Origin of the sequence: Serratia sp. P2ACOL2 (assembly GCF_003691565.1) — a bacterium.
Lineage (GTDB): Bacteria > Pseudomonadota > Gammaproteobacteria > Enterobacterales > Enterobacteriaceae > Serratia > Serratia liquefaciens.
Genome location: NZ_CP033162.1, coordinates 3,661,652 through 3,681,538, shown reverse-complemented (window position 1 = coordinate 3,681,538; position 19,887 = coordinate 3,661,652). Strand labels below are relative to the sequence as shown.

General features: G+C 56.5%; 17 protein-coding genes. 9 read left to right on the top strand and 8 right to left on the bottom strand.

Features of this window, described 5'->3' with window-relative positions:
• Positions 1-279 precede the first annotated feature (279 nt).
• The 6 genes from menF to menE all read left to right on the top strand — a co-directional run bounded on the left by menF (position 280) and on the right by menE (position 7,489).
• Positions 280-1,572: an isochorismate synthase MenF gene (menF, locus tag EBA31_RS17925; RefSeq protein WP_122079901.1), complete on the top strand. Its 1,293-nt coding sequence runs from the start codon at positions 280-282 to the stop codon at positions 1,570-1,572.
• A gap of 251 nt (positions 1,573-1,823) precedes the next feature.
• The gene (menD, locus tag EBA31_RS17920) at positions 1,824-3,497 is read left to right on the top strand and encodes a 2-succinyl-5-enolpyruvyl-6-hydroxy-3-cyclohexene-1-carboxylic-acid synthase (protein ID WP_122079900.1); all 1,674 of its coding nucleotides are present in this window, start codon (positions 1,824-1,826) and stop codon (positions 3,495-3,497) included.
• A complete protein-coding gene (menH, locus tag EBA31_RS17915; protein WP_122079899.1) occupies positions 3,497-4,264 on the top strand; it encodes a 2-succinyl-6-hydroxy-2,4-cyclohexadiene-1-carboxylate synthase in 768 nt (255 codons plus the stop codon). The genes menD and menH overlap by 1 nt, the downstream gene beginning before the upstream one ends.
• Before the next feature lie 11 nt (positions 4,265-4,275).
• Complete coding sequence (menB, locus tag EBA31_RS17910) at positions 4,276-5,133, top strand: 1,4-dihydroxy-2-naphthoyl-CoA synthase (protein WP_020827822.1); 858 nt, start codon at positions 4,276-4,278, stop codon at positions 5,131-5,133.
• Positions 5,134-5,144: 11 nt separating this feature from the next.
• The gene (gene menC / locus EBA31_RS17905) at positions 5,145-6,116 is read left to right on the top strand and encodes an o-succinylbenzoate synthase (RefSeq protein ID WP_122080654.1); all 972 of its coding nucleotides are present in this window, start codon (positions 5,145-5,147) and stop codon (positions 6,114-6,116) included.
• Positions 6,104-7,489 (top strand): o-succinylbenzoate--CoA ligase, encoded by a 1,386-nt coding sequence (gene menE / locus EBA31_RS17900; RefSeq protein ID WP_122079898.1) that lies wholly within the window; start codon positions 6,104-6,106, stop codon positions 7,487-7,489. The genes menC and menE overlap by 13 nt, the downstream gene beginning before the upstream one ends.
• Before the next feature lie 180 nt (positions 7,490-7,669).
• On the opposite strand, the gene katA is transcribed toward menE, so the two are convergent.
• Positions 7,670-9,106, bottom strand: a complete 1,437-nt coding sequence (katA, locus tag EBA31_RS17895) for a catalase KatA (RefSeq protein WP_122079897.1) — start codon at positions 9,104-9,106, stop codon at positions 7,670-7,672.
• A 334-nt stretch (positions 9,107-9,440) separates the two neighbouring features.
• Between katA and EBA31_RS17890 the strand changes: the two genes are divergently transcribed.
• Entirely contained in the window at positions 9,441-9,983 is a 543-nt protein-coding gene (locus EBA31_RS17890; RefSeq protein WP_044552602.1) for a YfaZ family outer membrane protein, read from the top strand.
• Between the two features lie 50 nt (positions 9,984-10,033).
• Here EBA31_RS17890 and tyrP read toward each other — a convergent pair whose 3' ends face one another.
• A complete protein-coding gene (gene tyrP / locus EBA31_RS17885) occupies positions 10,034-11,242 on the bottom strand; it encodes a tyrosine transporter TyrP (RefSeq protein ID WP_041414776.1) in 1,209 nt (402 codons plus the stop codon).
• A gap of 244 nt (positions 11,243-11,486) precedes the next feature.
• On the opposite strand from tyrP, the gene EBA31_RS17880 reads away from it, so the two are divergent.
• Entirely contained in the window at positions 11,487-12,683 is a 1,197-nt protein-coding gene (locus tag EBA31_RS17880; RefSeq protein WP_122079896.1) for a nicotinamide mononucleotide deamidase-related protein YfaY, read from the top strand.
• Positions 12,684-12,911: 228 nt separating this feature from the next.
• Positions 12,912-13,064 (top strand): Hok/Gef family protein, encoded by a 153-nt coding sequence (locus tag EBA31_RS27205; RefSeq protein ID WP_122079895.1) that lies wholly within the window; start codon positions 12,912-12,914, stop codon positions 13,062-13,064.
• Positions 13,065-13,126: 62 nt separating this feature from the next.
• Here EBA31_RS27205 and yfaE read toward each other — a convergent pair whose 3' ends face one another.
• From yfaE to EBA31_RS17845, 6 genes are all read right to left on the bottom strand, one after another.
• On the bottom strand, positions 13,127-13,387 hold the full coding sequence (gene yfaE, locus EBA31_RS17870) for a class I ribonucleotide reductase maintenance protein YfaE (RefSeq protein WP_048759285.1): 261 nt from the start codon (positions 13,385-13,387) through the stop codon (positions 13,127-13,129).
• A 3-nt stretch (positions 13,388-13,390) separates the two neighbouring features.
• Complete coding sequence (gene nrdB, locus EBA31_RS17865) at positions 13,391-14,521, bottom strand: class Ia ribonucleoside-diphosphate reductase subunit beta (RefSeq protein WP_020827814.1); 1,131 nt, start codon at positions 14,519-14,521, stop codon at positions 13,391-13,393.
• A gap of 68 nt (positions 14,522-14,589) precedes the next feature.
• Positions 14,590-16,878, bottom strand: coding sequence for a class 1a ribonucleoside-diphosphate reductase subunit alpha (gene nrdA / locus EBA31_RS17860; RefSeq protein ID WP_020827813.1), 2,289 nt, complete (start codon positions 16,876-16,878; stop codon positions 14,590-14,592).
• A 607-nt stretch (positions 16,879-17,485) separates the two neighbouring features.
• Positions 17,486-18,715 (bottom strand): UxaA family hydrolase, encoded by a 1,230-nt coding sequence (locus EBA31_RS17855; RefSeq protein ID WP_122079894.1) that lies wholly within the window; start codon positions 18,713-18,715, stop codon positions 17,486-17,488.
• On the bottom strand, positions 18,708-19,034 hold the full coding sequence (locus EBA31_RS17850) for a UxaA family hydrolase (RefSeq protein ID WP_020827811.1): 327 nt from the start codon (positions 19,032-19,034) through the stop codon (positions 18,708-18,710). Before EBA31_RS17850 ends, EBA31_RS17855 begins: the two co-directional genes overlap by 8 nt.
• A gap of 73 nt (positions 19,035-19,107) precedes the next feature.
• A complete protein-coding gene (locus EBA31_RS17845; RefSeq protein ID WP_020827810.1) occupies positions 19,108-19,869 on the bottom strand; it encodes an SDR family NAD(P)-dependent oxidoreductase in 762 nt (253 codons plus the stop codon).
• Positions 19,870-19,887 lie beyond the last annotated feature (18 nt).

Genomic DNA, 19,887 nt, shown 5'->3' with positions numbered 1-19,887 from the left:
TCCTTACATCTGACCCAAAGGACAGCCGGTGAAACCGCTGGGAGAGCGTGAACATCCTGTTTTTAGCGCCAGTAAGATCTGGCGTGGGTTCACAGCAGGCAGGAACATGCTTTCTCAGTATAGTCGTACAATGCATTCTTGGCCGCTTTTTGAGCTGATTGTTTAATTTTAATAAACAATTTGCGGGCCCTGCCGTTGGCGTTATGACGCTATTTTTCCGCCGTTGATCCTTGATTTACCGTATAATTCCCTACATTAAGTTTGGTTATTGAGGTGGCCGTGGAACAACTTTCGGCATTGCTGCGGCGATTACGCCGGCAGTTTGAACAACATTTTCCCGTGGCGGGCGGCTTCCGCCAGCTTGCACTTCCCGTTCCCGCGCCGTTGACCACCCCCTTGCTGGCATGGTTAGCGGCACAGCCGACATTCCCTCAGTTTTACTGGCATCATCGCGACGGACATGAAGAGGCCGCGGCCTGCGGTGCTCTGCGCCTGTTTACCCAACCGGAACAAGCACAGGCATTTCTCAAGGCGCATGAAGGTGCGCGTGTGTGGGGGCTGAACGCCTTCGATGGCACGGCGCATTTATTTTTGCCACGCCTGGAAATTTTGACCCGCGAGGGTGAAACACAATTAATGCTGAATCTGTTTTCTGAAAGTTCGCTACGCGACGATGCGATCGTCGCCGAGTGCTGGCTGGAAAATAGCGTGGCTGCACGGCCTATGGCGCCATTAAAGGCGAAAGTGAGAAAGGTGCAGCATCAACCGGAACGTGCCGGGTGGGAAACCATGTTGCACGAAGCGCTGAAGGCGATAGATCGGCAACAGATGGAGAAGGTGGTGTTGGCGCGCAGTACGCTACTGACGCTGGATGGCCCGCTGTTTGCGCCGGCGATGATGGAAGCCAGCCGCAGAGTGAACCACCGATGTTACCACTATATGCTGCGATTTGATGCAGATTCCGCCTTTCTCGGTTCCAGCCCGGAAAGGCTGTATCTACGCAAGGGGCGTCAACTGCTGACGGAAGCTCTGGCGGGCACCGTGGCTAATCACCCCGAACACCAACAGGCTCAGGCCCTGGCGCAATGGCTGCTGCAGGATGGCAAGAACCGGCGTGAAAATCTGCTGGTGGTGGACGACATCTGCCAGCGCCTGCAAGGGGGAGCTAATGCCGTGGATGTGTTGCCGCCGGAAGTGGTGCGTTTGCGTAAGGTGCAGCACCTGCGGCGCCGTATTGAAGGCCGGCTGAAACGTGAGGACGATGCCGATTGCTTGCATCGGTTACAGCCTACGGCGGCGGTCGCCGGCTTGCCGCGTCAGGCAGCACGCGAATTTATCCTGCAGCATGAACCCTTCTCCCGCGGCTGGTACGCCGGTTCTGCCGGCTATTTGTCCGCGTCCCGCAGCGAGTTTTGCGTATCGCTACGCTGCGCGCAGTTAGACGGCGACCGATTACGGCTGTACGCCGGGGCCGGTATCGTGAGCGGTTCCGACGCCGCCGAAGAGTGGCTGGAGATCGAAAACAAGGCCGCCGGGTTACTGACGTTGTTACAGCCAGACGCTTTGCCCTGAATTTCCCTGCTTGGGTTACGGATTTATTGAGAGAACGGCGCGGTGAGTGTAAACTGCGTGTGATTTTTATGTTTATTTTTTGTTCTAAATCAATTGATTGTCTACCATAAAGTCACCGGGATGTACGGCGTTTTTGCGCTGGCGCAAAAGTCGTAAAGATAACTACTCATATAATGCAGAACATCATTTTGGCATGCCGCCGATCGGCGGGTGCCAGAGGCAGATTCTGTTAACCGACTTGTGAGCGAACTATGTCGACAAGTGTTTTTAATCGCCGGTGGGCGGCGTTGCTGTTGGAAGCGCTGGCTCGCCATGGAGTGCGGCATGTTTGTATCGCTCCGGGATCGCGCTCTACGCCTTTGACGCTGGCTGCGGCGGCCAACAAGTCTTTTATCTGCCATACCCATTTTGACGAGCGCGGGCTGGGCCATTTGGCGCTTGGCCTGGCGAAGGCGTCACGGGAGCCGGTGGCGGTCATCGTCACTTCCGGCACCGCGGCCGCCAACCTGTACCCTTCCTTGATCGAAGCCGGGCTGACTGGCGAACGGCTGGTGTTTCTCACTGCCGATCGTCCACCTGAGCTGATCAACTGCGGTGCCAATCAGGCCATCCGCCAAAACGGCCTGTATGCCAGCCATCCATCTTTGAGTCTCGATCTGCCGCGCCCGACGCCGGATATTTCCGCCAGTTGGCTGGTTTCCACCCTCGACAGCGCCATGGCACGTTTGCATCACGGCGCGCTGCATATTAACTGCCCCTTTGCCGAACCGCTGTACGGCGGCGATGAGCAGCAGTACGACGATTGGTCCGCGACGCTTGGCGACTGGTGGCAAGGCAGCCAGCCCTGGCTGCGCGAAATGGATCCGCACGTGGTGCTCAAACAGCCAGACTGGTTCTTCTGGCGGCAAAAACGGGGCGTGGTAGTGGCAGGCCGCATGAGTGCGGAGGAGGGTGAGCAGGTGGCGCAATGGGCCGCCATGCTCGGCTGGCCATTGATAGGCGACGTCTTGTCTCAGACCGGGCAACCGCTGCCCTGTGCCGATTTATGGTTGGCTCAGCCGCAGGCGCAAAAACGGCTGGCGGATGCGCAACTGGTGGTGCAGTTCGGCAGCAGCCTGACCGGTAAACGCCTGCTGCAGTGGCAGGAGCAGTGCCAGCCGCAGGAATATTGGTTGATCGACGATTTACCGGGGCGACTCGACCCGGCGCACCACCGGGGGCGGCGCATTCGTTCCAGCGTGGCGCAGTGGCTTGAGTTGCATCCGGCCCAGCCTCGCACCCCTTGGGCGGGTGAACTGACGCAGCTGGCGGATAACGCGCTGGACGCAGTCTCGGGCCACCTGGTCAACCGCTTTGGCGAGGCGCAGTTGGCGCACCGCCTGCCGGAGCTGCTACCGGAAAACGGCCAGCTGTTTCTGGGCAACAGCCTGATCGTACGCTTGATTGATGCCTTGACCCGCTTGCCGGCGGGTTATCCGGTGTTCAGCAATCGCGGTGCCAGCGGCATCGACGGCCTGATCTCTACCGCCGCAGGCGTGCAGCGGGCCACCGCCAAACCAACGCTGGCGGTGGTGGGAGATCTTTCCGCCCTGTATGACCTGAACGCGCTGGCGCTGCTGCGTCAATGCTCTGCGCCAACGGTGCTGATCGTGGTCAATAATAATGGCGGCCAGATTTTTTCATTGCTGCCAACGCCGGAAGAAGACCGGCAGCGTTTCTACTGCATGCCGCAGGACGTGGAGTTCAGCCATGCCGCAGCGATGTTCCAACTCGCTTACGCCCGCCCGGAAAACTGGGGACAGTTGCTGCAGGCGGTGGAACAGGGGTGGCGCCACAGCGGTGCCACGCTGATTGAGCTGCAGGTGCCGCCGAGCGATGGTGCACAGACGTTGCAGCATCTGGTGCAACAGATGGCGGAGCAATAATGCTGGCGACAAAAGTCTTGCAACAGGGCGAAGCCGATCGGCCCTGGTTAATCTGGCTGCATGGCCTGTTGGGCAACAACAATGAATGGCGGGTGATCGCCTCCCGCTGCCCGGAGTGGCCGTCGCTGGCGATCGACCTGCCGGGCCACGGCGATTCCGTTGCGGTGACCTGCAGCAGCTTTGACGATATCAGCACGCAAATCAGCAGCACCTTGCAGATGCACGGTATCGAACGCTATTGGCTGGTGGGCTATTCATTGGGTGGGCGCATAGCCATGTACCACGCCTGCTGCGGCGACACTACCGGCCTGCAAGGGGTGATTATTGAAGGCGGAAATCCCGGACTGGCCGATCCGGCCCTGCGTGCTCAACGTCTGACGCACGATGCGGCCTGGGCGGAACGTTTCCGCCACGACCCCATTGAACAGGTGCTGGCGGATTGGTACCAGCAGCCGGTCTTCGCCAATCTCAGCGCGGTGCACCGCGATGCGCTGATCGGTGCCCGCAAGGACAATTCCGGCGCGGCAGTGGCGGACATGCTGGAAGCCACTTCGCTGGGCAAACAGCCCTGTCTGGTGCCGCAATTGCAACAGCTGGCGATACCGCTGGTGGTGTTGTGCGGTGCCGACGATCACAAATTTCAGCAGTTGGCGCGTGACGCCGGGTTGCCGTTACGCATCGTGCCGCAGGCCGGGCATAACTCGCACCTGGCCAACCCGCAGGATTTCGTCGCCGAACTGCGCACTTTTCTCGTTAACCCTGGTTAAAGGAACAGAACATGCTCTATCCGAATGAAGAACAGCTGTACGCCGCCATCGAGTGGCAGGATTGCTCAGGCGATTTCGAAGATATCCTCTACCACAAGTCCAGCGACGGCATCGCTAAAATCACCATTAACCGTCCGCAGGTGCGTAATGCCTTCCGGCCGCACACGGTGAAAGAGATGATCGAAGCGCTGTCCAATGCCCGCTACGACGACGGCATCGGCACCATTATTCTCACCGGCGCCGGCGACAAAGCCTTCTGCTCCGGTGGCGATCAGAAAGTGCGCGGCGACTACGGCGGTTATCAGGATGAAAGCGGCGTGCACCATCTGAACGTGCTCGACTTCCAGCGCCAGATCCGCACCTGCCCGAAACCCGTGGTGGCGATGGTTGCCGGCTATTCGATCGGCGGCGGTCACGTATTGCATATGATGTGCGACCTGACCATCGCGGCGGATAACGCCATCTTCGGCCAGACCGGGCCGAAAGTGGGGTCGTTCGACGGCGGTTGGGGCGCTTCTTACATGGCACGTATCGTCGGCCAGAAGAAAGCGCGCGAGATCTGGTTCCTGTGCCGTCAGTATGATGCCGCCGCCGCGCTGGACATGGGCCTGGTCAACACCGTGGTGCCCTTGGCTAGCCTGGAAAAAGAAACCGTACGCTGGTGTCGTGAAATGCTGCAAAACAGCCCGATGGCGCTGCGCTGCCTGAAAGCGGCCCTGAATGCTGACTGCGACGGTCAGGCCGGTCTGCAGGAGCTGGCGGGTAACGCCACCATGCTGTTCTACATGACTGACGAAGGTCAGGAAGGGCGCAACGCGTTCAACGAAAAACGCCAGCCGGACTTCAGCAAATTCAAGCGTAATCCGTAATGAATGCTCCGATCCGTAACGCCGCCGTTTACCGTTACAGCCTGCCGATGGAGGCTGGCGTGGTGCTGCGCAACCAGCGGCTGAAAACCCGCGATGGTTTGCTGATCCATCTGCAGCAGGGCGGGCAGGAAGGCTGGGGTGAGATAGCGCCGCTGCCGGAGTTCAGCCAGGAAACGCTGGCGCAGGCCGAGCAGGCTGCGCTGCGTTGGGTACAGGACTGGCAAGGCGGGACCTTGCCGTCAGACAGCCCGTTGCCTTCAGTAGCGTTCGGCACCAGCTGCGCGTTGGCGGAATTGGAACAGCGGTTGCCGCTGCAGGCAGATTATCGCAAAGCGCCGCTGTGTACCGGCGATCCTGACGAGCTGTTCGCGGTATTGACCGCGCTGCCGGGAGAGAAAGTTGCCAAGGTGAAGGTTGGGCTGTATGAAGCGGTGCGCGACGGCATGATAGTCAACGTCTTGCTGGAAGCCCTGCCCGATTTGCGTCTGCGGCTGGACGCCAACCGCAGTTGGACTCGTGCCAAGGCGGACGGGTTCGCTAAATACGTGGCACCGGCGCTGCGTGAACGCATTGCTTTCCTTGAAGAGCCTTGCAAAACCCGTGATGAATCGCGGGATTTCGCGCTGGCGACCGGCATTGCTATCGCCTGGGACGAAAGCGTGCGTGAGGCAGATTTTGTGGTGCAGGCCGAACCGGGCGTGGCGGCGATCGTCATTAAACCAACTTTGACCGGCAGTCTGGTTCGTTGCCGTACCCTGGTGGAGCAGGCCCATGCGGCGGGGTTAACGGCGGTGATCAGCTCCAGCATCGAATCGAGCCTGGGGTTGACGCAACTGGCACGCATCGCGCACTGGCTGACGCCGAATACCGTACCTGGACTGGACACGCTGGATCTGATGCAGGCGCAGCTGCTACGCCCCTGGCCGGACAGCGAACTGCGGCTATTGGATACATCAGCGCTGGAGTGTTTATGGCGCAGCTAAAAGACTGGCCGTGGCGGCAGTGGGCGCAGCGACGGCCACAGGCGACGGCGGTAACGGTGGGGCACCAGCCGGTGAGTTGGCTGGTGTTGCGCCGTCAGGTGGATAGGCTGGCGGCAGATTTTCAGCATCAGGGCGTCGAGCCCGGCTGTGGCGTGGCGTTATGCGGCAAGAACAGCTACCCGCTGCTGTTGGCTTATTTGGCGCTGTTGCAGTGCGGTGCGCGGCTGCTGCCGTTGAATCCGGCGCTGCCCGCGGCCCAGTTGGTGACGTTGCTGCCTGATCTGGATATTGATTTTGCTTTCAGTCCGGACCGGTTACCGACCTTACCGGCCACGGTCATCCCTTTAACCCCTCCCTCTACCGAGTCTCGCTGGCTGAATCCACCGCGTTGGGATGCGCAACGGCTGGCGACGCTGACCTTGACCTCTGGCTCCAGCGGCAGACCGAAGGCCGCTGCGCACAGCTATGCCGCGCATCTGGCCAGCGCCGAAGGGGTACTGCGGCTGATGGACTTCCAACCTCAAGACCGCTGGCTACTGTCTTTACCGCTGTTTCACGTTTCCGGCCAGGGCATTGTCTGGCGCTGGCTGGCGGCGGGGGCCGGACTGGTGGTGCGTGATATGCATCCTCTGGCTGACGCATTGGCAGGATGTACCCATGCCTCGCTGGTGCCGACACAGCTTTGGCGTTTGCTGGCGCAGCCGCTGGCGGCGCTGACGTTGAAGAAAGTGCTGCTGGGGGGCGCGATGATCCCGCCAGAGCTGACCGCGCAGGCGGAGGCGGCAGGCATTCGCTGTTGGTGCGGCTACGGCCTGACCGAACTGGCTTCCACGGTGTGTGCCAAGCGCGCTGACGGGCTGCCAGGCGTTGGGCTGCCATTGGCTGGTCGGGAAGTTAAGCTGGTGAATGAGGAAGTGTGGATCCGTGCGCTGAGTCTGGCGTTGGGATATTGGCAACGCGGTGCGTTGCTGCCGCTCGTCGATGATCAAGGCTGGTTTCATACCCGCGATCGCGGCGTCATGGAACAGGGTGAGCTGCGGATCATTGGCCGGTTGGATAACCTGTTTTTCAGCGGTGGGGAAGGCATTCAGCCGGAGGATATCGAACGCGTGCTGGCGGCTCACTCGCAGATCTTGCAGGTGGTGGTGGTGCCGGTGGATGACGCCGAGTTTGGCCAACGACCGGTGGCAGTGATCGACAGTGGGGTACCGCTTTTGCTGGAAGATCTGCTGGCGTGGTCGCAGGATCGTCTGGTGAATTTCCAACGGCCGGTTGCTTTGTTGGCGATGCCCGCCGAGTTGAAAACCGGGGGGATCAAGATCTCCCGCCGTCAACTGCAGCAATGGGTGGCTGAACAGCTATCCCATCGATAAAAAAGGCCGCCCAAAGGCGGCCTCAGAACTGCTGACAAACCTGCGAAACGGCTAAACCGGTAGGGGTCGAACATGTTCGACCCGATTTAACCCATTGATTATGCTATTGAGCGCAGCATGCAGCGCCCCTACCATTAAACAACAGAGCACTTTGTCAACGGCTTCGGTGACTGCCGACGGTTATTTCAGGCCCAGCGCTTTGGCTACGCCAGCGCCGTAATCCGGATGCACTTGGGTGAACAAATCGACCTGACGGCGCTGGATCTGTTCCGGCACCTGCGACAGCTCACCGGCGATACGGGTGAACATACGCTGATGTTCTTCCGCGCTCAACAGGTTGAACAGCGCGCGCGGCTGGCTGAAGTAATCCCCGTCTTCACGGTGATTCCAGTGGTCGGCGGCTCCTTCAATGCTCAATGGTGGCTCTCTAAAGTCTGGTTGCTCCTGGAACAGGCCAAAGCTGTTTGGCTCGTAGGTGGCACCGTTACCGCTGTTGCCGTCCACGCGCATTGCGCCGTCGCGGTGGTAGTTGTGGAACGGGCATTTTGCACCGTTAACCGGGATTTGATGATGGTTAACGCCCAGACGGTAGCGGTGGGCATCCCCGTAAGAGAACAGGCGACCCTGCAGCATTTTATCCGGTGAGAAGCTGACCCCAGGCACTACGTTGGCTGGGTTCAACGCCACTTGTTCCACTTCCGCGAAGTAGTTTTCCGGGTTGCGGTGCAGCTCGAAGAAGCCAACGTCGATTAACGGGTAATCGCCGTGCGGCCATACCTTGGTCAGATCGAAGGGGTTGTAAGGCGTCTGCGAGGCTTCGTGTTCTGGCATGATCTGAATCTGCAGTTTCCAGCGCGGGTAATCACCCCGTTCGATGGCTTCATACAAATCGCGCTGTGAGCTTTCACGGTCTTTGGCAATGATCGCCTCGGCTTCGTCATCCATCAGGTTTTCAATGCCTTGTTCGCAGCGGAAGTGGAACTTAACCCAGAAGCGCTCGTTGTTGGCATTGATAAAGCTGAAGGTGTGGCTGCCGAAGCCGTGCATATGGCGGTAGGATCTCGGAATGCCGCGGTCGCTGAAGTCAATGGTCAACTGGTGCAGGCTTTCCGGCGACAGCGAGAAGAAATCCCATTTATAAGTCGGGTTGCGCAGATTGGTACGCGGATCGCGTTTGACCACGTGGTTAAGATCGGGGAATTTCAGCGGGTCGCGCAGGTAGAACACCGGGGTGTCGTTACCCACCAGGTCCCAATTGCCTTCCTCGGTATAGAACTTCATCGCAAAACCGCGAATGTCGCGTTCGGCGTCGGCGGCCCCGCGCTCACCGGCTACGGTGGAGAAGCGGATAAACATGTCAGTTTGCTTGCCGATTTCAGAGAAGATTTTTGCGCGGGTGTACTGGGTAATATCGTGGGTGACGGTAAAAGTGCCGTAGGCGCCGGATCCTTTGGCGTGCATGCGGCGCTCGGGGATCACTTCACGGTCGAAGTGAGCCAGCTTTTCCAGGAACCACACGTCCTGCAGCAGCATCGGGCCGCGTTTACCTGCGGTGATCACGTTATTATTATCGACAACCGGGGCCCCGGCTGCGGTGGTCAGTCCTTTCTTGCTCATCACTTGCTCCTTATCGTATTGCAATTGAGTGAAGACTCGGGCGACTCAAGCTTTCATCATAATCCGCCAGGGCGTTCTCACCCTGACACTAATCAATGCCACTACTAGTTGTAGACCTATTGAACGGACTCGGCAAATAGGTCTGGGTTATCGTTGCTATTGCCGGCCGGGAGGACGCTTTTACTTGCAAAACTTTACATTCTTTTGATTACAGAAGAATTTTTTCGCTTTTATCCCTTAAGGACTGGTTGTGGTTTGGTATAGACTCGTGACGGTATTATTACGGGTTAATTCATATCATTCTTAATGGATGAAGTAGCAAGAGGGATAGACGATGAAAAAGACTTTGGTCGCCTGCGCGGCAAGCATGCTGTTTATGACCGGCGCGGCGAACGCTCTCAGCCTGTCGGGTGAAGCCGGCAAGCATTACACCAATCTCGGCTTCGGCCAGGATACCGGCACCTCCGGCCTGGGGTTAACGGGTAACTGGGCCCGCAGCGATCATAACGGTAACGTTGGCAGCCTGGGGCTGAACTTCGGCTTGCCGCTGGGTCCGTTGACCGCAACGGTGGGCGGCAAGGCGCTGTATCTGAGTCCGAAGGACGGTAAGAGCGGTGGCGCTTTGGCGCTGGGCGGCGGTCTGGACTGGGCTATCAGCCGTTCCTTCAGCCTGCATGGCGAAGGCTATTTCGCACCTGAGTCGCTGACCAGTGGCGTGAAAGCATACAGTGAGGCCAGCGGCGGCCTGCGCTGGAATGTTTTCCGCCCGCTTAGCGTAGATGTGGGTTACCGCTATATTCAGATGCAGGGTAAGGACGGGCGTCGCGACAATACGTTGGCCGATGGCCCTTATGTCGGCGTGGGTCTGAGCTTCTGATAAAAACAACGAAGGGGCCAATTGGCCCCTTCGTCTGATCGAAAAATCTACTAGCCGACGGCCGGCAGGATCCCGCTGGCGATACCCACCTGAATGGCAATCACCGTCACCCCGCAGACAAACACCACCGCCAGTGCTGGGGTGCCACCCCAGACACGGTATTTGGCCTGGTGCTGTTGACGCGTTTTCCACACCAGCATTGACGGCAGCAGCAACGCCAAAACTGCCAGCGCGATAGCGGCAAAGCCCAGTGCCAGTACAAAACCACGCGGGTAGAACAACGCGAAAGCCAGCGGCGGCAAGAAGGTGATGGCACCGGTCTGCAGACGGCCGCGTACGTTATCCTGGCGCTTGAACAAATCGGCCAGGAAATCAAACAGCCCGAGCGCCACCCCGAGGAATGAGGTCGCCAGCGCCAGATCGGCAAACAAATGCACCGCCAATTCAACATGTGGGGAAGCCACAACGTCGCGCACCGCCTGCAACAGGCCGTTCAGACCGGCTTGCTGTGCCAGGATACCGACGAAAGTGGTGGAGCTGATGCTGCCGAGCGTGGCCAACTGCCAGAAAATATAGGCTATCAGCGGAATGGCGCTGCCAATAATGAACACCCAACGCAGTTTGCGGATGTTGCCGCCCATGTAGTTCACGATGCTTGGCACGCTGCCGTGAAAGCCGAACGACGTGAAGATCACCGGGATAGCCGACAGCGCCAGCCCTTGCTCCAGCGGAAGCGTCATCAGGTTGGTCTGATGGATATTGGGCAGCATCAGGCCCAGCATGACAATCAGAAACACCACTTTGGCGCTGAACAGAATACGGTTAAACAGATCGACCGAATGTGTGCCGATGCAGACTACGCCGCCGGCCACCAGAGTAAACAGCAATACACCGAGCGTGGTGGGGAAGTCCTGCGACGTCCACTGACTGATGCTGGCCGCCAGCAATTCACCGGCGCCGCTGATATAGGCGGCAGTCAGGGCATACATCAAAAACATCATGCTGAAGCTGGTCAGCCATTGGCCGCCGCCGCCAAGGTAGCGTTTTGCCAGGGTACCGAGGCCGGTATCCGCCTGTTCATGTTGATAGACTTCGACCAGCAGCAGCGCGGTATAACACATCAACAGCCACAGTCCGACTAACAGAGCCAGGGTGACGCCGAAGCCTACACCGGCGGCTGCTAACGGCATCGCCAGCATCCCTGCGCCGATGGTGGTTCCTGCTACGATAAATACACTGCCAAGCGTGCGATTTTTCACGTTTTTCTCTATCAACCAAAGATTTTGGAAAATTATAGGTAACTGATTCTAAGTGCGGCAGGATAGTTGATGGAATATTTCGTGTCAAACGGGCGTTACGGGGTGTGTTAACTTATGTTTACGATATTGCGGGCTGCGCTATACCGCATAAAAGTGCCTTTGGCTGAAATTAACCGGTGGTGCCTAGTGAAAACTTATTTACAGGCTTCTATAGTGGAAAGATCGGAAAATGTGGGAGAGATCAATGTTAAGGGTGGAGATGCTCAGCACCGGTGATGAGGTGCTACACGGGCAAATTATAGATACCAACGCCGCCTGGCTGGCAGACTATCTGTTCCAGCAAGGCATGCCGATGAGCGGCCGTGAAACGGTGGGGGACAGTCTCTCCTCTCTGATCGAAACATTACAGGAACGCAGTCATATCGCCGATGTGCTGATCGTTAACGGCGGCCTGGGGCCGACCAGTGACGATCTCAGTGCTCAGGCGGCTGCGACTGCCTGCGGCGTCGAGCTGGTTGAGCATGCTGAATGGATGGCGCGTATCGAAGCTTATTTTGCCGAACGCGGCAGGCCGATGGCGGCCTCAAACCGCAAGCAGGCGCAGATCCCCGCTAACGCAGAGATGCTCGATAACCCGGTTGGCACCGCCTGTGGTTTTGCCTTGCAGCTGAACCGCTGCATGATGTTTTTCACACCTGGCGTGCCTTCCGAATTCAAAGTGATGGTCGAACAGCAAATTGTGCCCCGCCTGCGTCAGCGCTTTACCTTGCCGGCGCCACCGCTGTGCCTGCGGTTGACCACTTTTGGCACCTCGGAAAGCGATCTGGCCGCCGAGCTGGACAGCATGCTGCTGCCGCCGGATGTGGTGTTGGGCTATCGTTCCTCCAGCCCGATCATTGAACTGAAGCTGACCGGCCCGGTTGCCCAGCGTGCGGCGATGGAGCAGGCGTGGGAGCGGGTTCGTCAGGTTGCGGGTGATAACACCCTGTTTGAAGGGACTCTTGGGCTGCCGGCAGTGCTGACACAGCGGTTAAATCAGCAAGGGCTGAAGCTGGCGCTGAGCGAACAGTTCAGCGCCGGGCTGATCAATCTGCAACTGCAAAGCGAAGGGGCGCCGTTGGCCGGTGGCGAATTGTTACCGTCGCACTGCGTGGAAACGCTGGAAACCACGTTGGCGCGCGCTCGTTCGTTGGCGGAATTGACCGGGGCGCAGCTGGCATTGGCAGTCAGTGCCATGAGCAGCGATCGGGTGAGCATTGGGTTGCATACGCCGAAAGGCAGTATCGGACAGACGGTACGCTATCGGGCGGCGCGGCACAGCCTGCGGTTACGGCAAGAGTCAGTGGCGATGCTGGCGCTAGACATGCTGCGGCGATGGCTGAACGGCGGGCCGGTATGCGGCAGGAATGCCTGGCTGGAAACGCTGGAGATTATTGAATAGAGAAGGCTTGATGGCAGTGATATATCCCTTATTAATCATAATATTATAAGGGGTTATCGCGCTGGGTTCAGGCTGTTACAATCGCTGCGGGTGCTTGAGACTGTTCGTCTTGAGCATTGTGTGGCAAGGCGGATAGATGAAAGCCCCAAACTGACTATCAATCAGAATGGGGCTGCACATACCGCCTAGACACCGGTATGGTAGCCCCTTCACAGCAAGGAGGCAAGCATGCAGTTAAAGCATGTGTTTCACTCGTTAGCCGTTGTATGTATTACGATTTTGGTATTTATCTGGATGATAAGAGACTCACTGTGTGAGCTGAAGATCTATCAGGAAAGTATCACGATACTGATCAGGCTGGCTTGTGATGTGAAGCGGTAAATCATAGGGCGGGGGTAACCCCGCCTTCTGGTCTCCAGGCAGGGTTTCAGGCACCCAACCTTTTAGATTTCCAACTCGATATCCGTCAGCGGCATGCAACAGCAAGGCAGGATTTCACCCTGGTTGATAAACGCCAATGGCTGTTGGCGGTAGGTCACTTCACCTTTTACCAGCTTCAGGCGGCAGGCGCCGCAGTAGCCGGAACGGCACTGATACTCCACCTCAACGTCGTGCAATTCGAGCACGTCGAGCAGGCAATTTTCACTTTTGGGGCAGGCAAGCTGCGTACCCGTGGTACGCAGCGTCACGATTGATGATGCCATCGCTTAGAGTTCGAAGTCGCTCAGGTCGTCGGCATGGACTTCCGAGTCGATCTGCCCTACCAGGTAGGAGCTGACTTCCACTTCCTGTGGTGCAACCTGCACGTTGTCGGAGACCAACCAGGCGTTAATCCATGGGATTGGGTTAGAGCGGGTGGCGAACGGCAGGCCAAGGCCCACTGCCTGCATGCGGATATTGGTGATGTATTCCACGTACTGGCACAGAATGTCTTTGTTCAGGCCGATCATCGAGCCGTCACGGAACAGGTATTCCGCCCACTCTTTTTCCTGCTCGGCCGCCAACACGAACAGATCGTAGCACTGTTGCTGACACTCAACGGCGATTTCTGCCATTTCCGGGTCATCGGCACCGGAGCGCATCAGGTTCAGCATGTGCTGGGTACCGGTCAGATGCAGCGCTTCGTCACGGGCGATCAGCTTGATGATTTTGGCGTTGCCTTCCATCAGCTCGCGTTCCGCAAAGGCAAATGAACAGGCGAAGCTAACGTAGAAGCGGATGGCTTCCAGCGCGTTAACGCTCATCAGGCACAGATACAGCTGTTTTTTCAGCGCGCGCAGGCTAACGGTAACGGTGTTGCCGTTGACCTGATGCGTGCCTTCACCCAGCAGATGGTAATAGCCGGTCATCTCGATCAGATCGTCGTAGTAGCCGGAAATGTCCTTCGCACGCTTGAGGATCTCTTCGTTGGTGACGATATCGTCAAACACCAGCGCCGGATCGTTAACGATATTACGGATGATATGGGTGTAAGAACGTGAGTGGATGGTCTCAGAGAATGACCAGGTTTCCACCCAGGTTTCCAATTCCGGGATCGAGATCAGCGGCAGCAGCGCCACGTTCGGGCTGCGGCCCTGAATCGAATCCAGCAGCGTCTGGTATTTCAGGTTGCTGATGAAAATGTGTTTTTCATGTTCCGGCAACGCCTGATAGTCGATACGGTCGCGGGAAACGTCAACCTCTTCCGGGCGCCAGAAGAAGGACAGTTGTTTCTCAATCAGTTTTTCGAAAATTTCATGTTTTTGCTGATCGAAACGCGCAACGTTAACCGACTGGCCGAAAAACATCGGTTCCAGCAACTGGTTGTTTTTATTCTGAGAAAATGTGGTGTAAGCCATAAGCCTGAGTCCATCGTATCGTGGCTAAATGAAGGGGCCGGAAGAGTTCCGGCCCGCTGTTTCAAACTTTAGATCTTGCAGGCGCCGCTTTCGCAGTCATCATCGCCGCCCTTGGCCGGCAACAAATCTTCCTGGACGTCTTCCGCGCCGTCGCGGGTGTTCTGGTAGTACAGCGTCTTGACACCAAACTTGTAGGTGGTGAGCAGGTCTTTCAACAGCTGCTTCATTGGCACCTTGCCGCCCGGGAAACGGGTTGGGTCATAGTTGGTGTTGGCAGAGATCGACTGGTCGATAAACTTCTGCATCAGACCGACCAGTTGCAGGTAGCCGTCGTTGTTCGGCATTTCCCACAGCAGCTCGTAGTCGTTTTTCAGACGTTCGTACTCCGGCACCACCTGGCGCAGGATGCCGTCTTTCGACGCTTTGATGCTGATGTGACCACGTGGCGGCTCAATGCCGTTGGTGGCGTTGGAAATCTGCGAAGAGGTTTCCGAAGGCATCAGCGCCGACAGGGTCGAGTTGCGCAGACCGGTTTCCTTGATCTCTTTACGCAGGGTTTCCCAGTCGTAGTGCAGCGGCTCCTGGCAGATGACATCCAGATCTTTCTTGTAGGTGTCGATCGGCAGGATCCCCTGCGAATAGGTGGTTTCATTGAACCACGGGCAAGCCCCTTGTTCCTGAGCCAGACGGTTCGAGGCCTTCAGCAGGTAATACTGGATAGCTTCGAATGTCTTGTGAGTCAGGTTGTTGGCACTGCCATCGGAATAACGCACGCCGTTTTTCGCCAGATAGTAAGCGTAGTTAATCACGCCGATACCCAAGGTGCGACGACCCATGGCGCCACGGTGTGCGGCTTTGATTGGGTAGTCCTGGTAATCCAGCAGGGCGTCCAATGCGCGCACTGCCAGGGTAGCCAGCTCTTCCAAATCGTCCAGGCTTTCGATGGCGCCCAGGTTAAAGGCGGACAGCGTACACAGGGCGATTTCGCCGTTTTCGTCGTTGACGTCGTCCAGCGGTTTGGTCGGCAGGGCAATTTCCAGGCACAGGTTAGACTGGCGCACCGGCGCGATCTGCGGATCAAACGGGCTATGGGTGTTGCAGTGGTCAACGTTCTGGATGTAGATACGGCCGGTAGAGGCGCGTTCCTGCATCATCAGCGAGAACAGTTCGACCGCTTTCACGCGTTTCTGGCGAATGCTGTCGTCTTGCTCGTACTTGGTATACAGACGTTCGAACTCGTCCTGGTCGGCGAAGAATGCGTCATACAGGCCCGGGACGTCAGAAGGACTGAACAGGGTGATGTCCTGGCCCTTGATCAGGCGCTGGTACATCAGGCGGTTCAACTGCACGCCGTAGTCCATGTGACGAACGCGGTTGCCTTCAACACCACGGTTGTTTTTCAGCACCAGCAGGCTTTCAACTTCCAGATGCCACATCGGGTAGAACAGCGTCGCTGCACCACCGCGTACGCCGCCCTGAGAACAGGACTTCACCGCGGTCTGGAAGTGTTTGTAGAACGGGATGCAGCCAGTATGGAAGGCTTCACCACCACGGATCGGGCTGCCCAGCGCACGGATACGACCGGCGTTGATACCGATGCCGGCGCGTTGCGAAACGTATTTCACAATGGCGCTGGAAGTGGCGTTGATGGAATCCAGGCTGTCGCCGCACTCGATCAGCACGCAAGAGCTGAACTGGCGGGTAGGGGTGCGCACGCCGGACATGATTGGCGTAGGCAGTGAGATTTTGAAGGTGGAGATCGCGTCGTAGAAACGTTTAATGTAGTCCAGACGGGTCTCACGCGGGTAGTTGGAGAACAGGCACGCGGCCACCAGGATATACAAGAACTGCGCGCTCTCGTAGATCTCGCCGCTGACGCGGTTCTGCACCAGATACTTCCCTTCCAGCTGCTTAACGGCCGCGTAGGAGAAGTTCATATCACGCCAGTGATCGATAAAGGAGTCCATCTGCTCGAACTCTTCAGTGCTGTAGTCTTCCAGCAGATGCTTATCGTACTTGCCCATTTCTACCATGCGCGTCACGTGAGCGAGCAGCTTTGGCGGCTCGAACTGACCGTAAGCTTTTTTACGCAGATGGAAGATGGCCAGGCGCGCGGCCAGATACTGGTAATCCGGCGCGTCGCGCGAGATCAGATCGGCTGCTGCTTTGATAATGGTTTCATGAATATCAGCAGTTTTGATGCCGTCATAAAACTGAATATGGGAACGCAACTCTACTTGAGAAACGGAGACGTTGTTTAACCCTTCCGCGGCCCAGTCGATGACACGGTGGATTTTGTCGAGGTTGATGCGCTCTTTACGCCCATCGCGTTTAGTAACAAGCAGACTTTGGTTCATGTGGTGTTTTACCTGTCCGTATGGTGCCCCTAAGCAGAAGTGTAGTAGCTCTGCTCAGTATGTAAACACTATATATAGGGGGTGTATGTCGGTGAGGTAACAAGATAGTGAGAAAACAGGGCGTTTGCAAGTGAACAAAAGTGGCCTAATTTGTGGATAACTTGGGGGTGAAATGTGACTTGTCTTTCGCAGTGCGCGCTGTGACTGGTGCGACAAGCTTGTCAATAAGCGGGATAAGATTTTCCCTATAATCAGAAAAACGTGATCGTTTGCCGCTTTATTAAACGTTAGAAAAAAACGGCATATTGTTAGCCATCAAAGTTCTAAAAATTCATAAACAAGAAGAACACTGGGCTGGCGCAATCTTTTGTCCAATGTCTGCCTGTGTGATTCCACGTAGCTACTTTACCCCAAAATGAGGGCTGCCATTAACCACGGTTTCTCGTCCGTGGGATGGGGCGATGGATATCAGACCAGAGATCGCGGGCTCCAGCCCTTGCTTTCGCAATAGAGCGTTTGCGCCACAAGAGGTTTACGGGAGCTTTCATGTCGCCTCACTCCCGTAAATTGATCATTTTTAGGTATCGACTGACGGCGGTTGATACGGCTAGCTTTCGCATCGCGTGGGGATCAGCACCTCTTTGCTTTGATATTTATAAGGAATAAAATATTCTTTATGACCCTGTTCCTCACTTTTGCTTTTTTGCCCGGCTGCAATCGCCACCATCAATTGGGCGATTTCCAGAGAAAGCTGTTGTTGCGATATGGCCCCGCTTAGCAGCCGACCGGCATCCACATCCATATCATCAATCATGTTTTCAAACGTTTGGCTGTTGCCGGTGATTTTTATCACGGGGGCAACCACGGAGCCCACTACGCTGCCGCGACCGGTGACAAAAAAGATAATATGGCTACCGCAGGAGATAAGATCCATCAGCCCTTCATTATCATTAGGGTTAGTGATGCCAAATTGCATCCAGTGAGGATCTGGCGTGCTATCAAGTAACCATAGGCCTTTTCGCTGGGGACAACCGCTGACTTTAAGCACCCCTTGGATGGGGCGAGAGCCGCTCTTTATTACGGCACCCATGCTTTTTTCTTCGATTGTGGATAGTCCACCGGCAAAGTTTCCTGGACTGACCGAGTATTGCCTAACCGATTTGCAGTAATCGAGCGCCTTATTGTAGGTGGCAACGATTTCATCCTTAGCGCTTTCGGTTGCCGCGCGCTGGGACAAAATATCAATCAAGCCTATGGCTTCCACGATCTCTTCAAAAATTGCCGTCCCGCCCGCATCGACCAACCAATCAAAAAAGTTGCCCACCGCCACATTGCCCGCCAGCCCGCTGGTATAGTCGCTGCCCCCACACTCACTGCCGATAATCAAGTCTGCAAAGCCCATTGGCACTCGGCTGGTGAGTGTTAATTCTGTCTGCATTCTCCTGACATGCTCAACGCCTAACTCCACGCTGCCTTTTGTGCCGCCGGTTTGCTGAATATAGAACCAGGCCGTCGGCTTTCCTTCTTCTTTTGCGATATTGCTAAGCCACTCTGGCTGGATGTACTCACACCCTAACCCTACGGCAAGGACACCACCGACATTAGGATGGCGAATTAATGAGATCAGCATTCTTACGGCGTACTCATTGTCGGTACAACCGGAAAACCCAACCGCTTCAACTTCGGCGTCATTCACTTTTTCGGTTATCTTATCGGCCACAAAATGGGCGCATTCCACGGTGTAAATAACCAATATTTTATTGCGGATCCCCTTGGTGCCGTTCTGGCGCTGGTAACCTGACCACGTCACCGATTTCAGGCTTTCTAACTTATTCATATTTGACATCCTTAGGGGCACCGGTCACCAGATCCAGATGGGATGAGCGTTCGTCATAGTTGCTATGCATAACGTGCAGGTGAACCCAATCGCCGGTTTTTATCGCTTGGGTCGCACTGCCTATGTTGATGCCGTATTTAATGATGGGGTCGCCCATGGAAATGGGGCATAACGCTATTTTATGGCCGATATTGATATTCTCATTGGCGATGACGGTGTCATTCCCACAGCCGCGAACCGAGACTTTGCCGGTTTGTATGGGCGTTAGCGCCGTAGCGACATTATCAACGTCATTAATCTTGTATGCGACTTGCTCCATAATAGCCCTCCTGATCTTATTATTTAGACTGGATATTCAGTGCTATCACCAAGCAATAGCACTGGCTAATCAATCAGAAACCAATCAGAGCGCCACCATCAACCACCAGAACCTGACCGCTGATAAAGGCGGCTGCCTCTGAAGCCAAATAAGTAGCTGCCCAGCCAATGTCTTCTGGCTTGCCGAATTTCTTCATCGGGGTTCGTCCGAGAATTTTATTGCGGCGCTCATCATCTCCTTCAATGGCCTTCCGCAGCATGGGCGTGTCGATCCAGCCCGGGGCGATGCCGTTGACGCGTATGCCTGCCCCAGCCAGTTCGGTGGTCAGCGCGCGGATAAGCCCCAGGTAGGCCGATTTCGCCGCCGCATAGCCGGCGACATAGGGCTGTCCGAGAAATGACGTCATGGAGGCGGTAAACAGAACGCTGGCATTGCCATGCTGCTTCATGTGCGGGACTAACGCTTTGGTCAAGGCAAACGCTGCGACAACGTGAACATCAAGAACGGATTCAAAATCCTCAACGCTCATCTCCTCGATGGGCTTTTTGCAATGGTTGCCCGCGTTGTTGACCAGGATGTCGATCTGCCCAACCTGGTCGAGCAAACCGTTCACCCATGCCTGGGTTTTGGTGGTTTCACTGACGTTAAATTGACTGTAGGTTGCCATAGGACCGAGATTTTCAGCAGCCTGCTGAGCGAGTGGGCCATTGAGGTCGGCTATGATGACTTTTGCGCCACTGGCCACCATGCATTCAGCCATTGCGTAACCCAAGCCGCTGGCCGCGCCAGTAATTAATGCCGTTTTACCTTCGAGTGAAAATGCATTTTTTAACATAGTTATAATCTCTGATTA

Bases quoted from the DNA above. Each gene is read 5' to 3' on its own strand.
- menD (WP_122079900.1), top strand. From the start codon at position 1,824: ATGTCGACAAGTGTTTTTAATCGCCGGTGGGCGGCGTTGCTGTTGGAA.
- menH (WP_122079899.1), top strand. From the start codon at position 3,497: ATGCTGGCGACAAAAGTCTTGCAACAGGGCGAAGCCGATCGGCCCTGG.
- menB (WP_020827822.1), top strand. From the start codon at position 4,276: ATGCTCTATCCGAATGAAGAACAGCTGTACGCCGCCATCGAGTGGCAG.
- menE (WP_122079898.1), top strand. From the start codon at position 6,104: ATGGCGCAGCTAAAAGACTGGCCGTGGCGGCAGTGGGCGCAGCGACGG.
- katA (WP_122079897.1), bottom strand. From the start codon at position 9,106: ATGAGCAAGAAAGGACTGACCACCGCAGCCGGGGCCCCGGTTGTCGAT.
- EBA31_RS17890 (WP_044552602.1), top strand. From the start codon at position 9,441: ATGAAAAAGACTTTGGTCGCCTGCGCGGCAAGCATGCTGTTTATGACC.
- EBA31_RS17880 (WP_122079896.1), top strand. From the start codon at position 11,487: ATGTTAAGGGTGGAGATGCTCAGCACCGGTGATGAGGTGCTACACGGG.
- EBA31_RS27205 (WP_122079895.1), top strand. From the start codon at position 12,912: ATGCAGTTAAAGCATGTGTTTCACTCGTTAGCCGTTGTATGTATTACG.
- yfaE (WP_048759285.1), bottom strand. From the start codon at position 13,387: ATGGCATCATCAATCGTGACGCTGCGTACCACGGGTACGCAGCTTGCC.
- nrdB (WP_020827814.1), bottom strand. From the start codon at position 14,521: ATGGCTTACACCACATTTTCTCAGAATAAAAACAACCAGTTGCTGGAA.
- nrdA (WP_020827813.1), bottom strand. From the start codon at position 16,878: ATGAACCAAAGTCTGCTTGTTACTAAACGCGATGGGCGTAAAGAGCGC.
- EBA31_RS17855 (WP_122079894.1), bottom strand. From the start codon at position 18,715: ATGAATAAGTTAGAAAGCCTGAAATCGGTGACGTGGTCAGGTTACCAG.
- EBA31_RS17850 (WP_020827811.1), bottom strand. From the start codon at position 19,034: ATGGAGCAAGTCGCATACAAGATTAATGACGTTGATAATGTCGCTACG.
- EBA31_RS17845 (WP_020827810.1), bottom strand. From the start codon at position 19,869: ATGTTAAAAAATGCATTTTCACTCGAAGGTAAAACGGCATTAATTACT.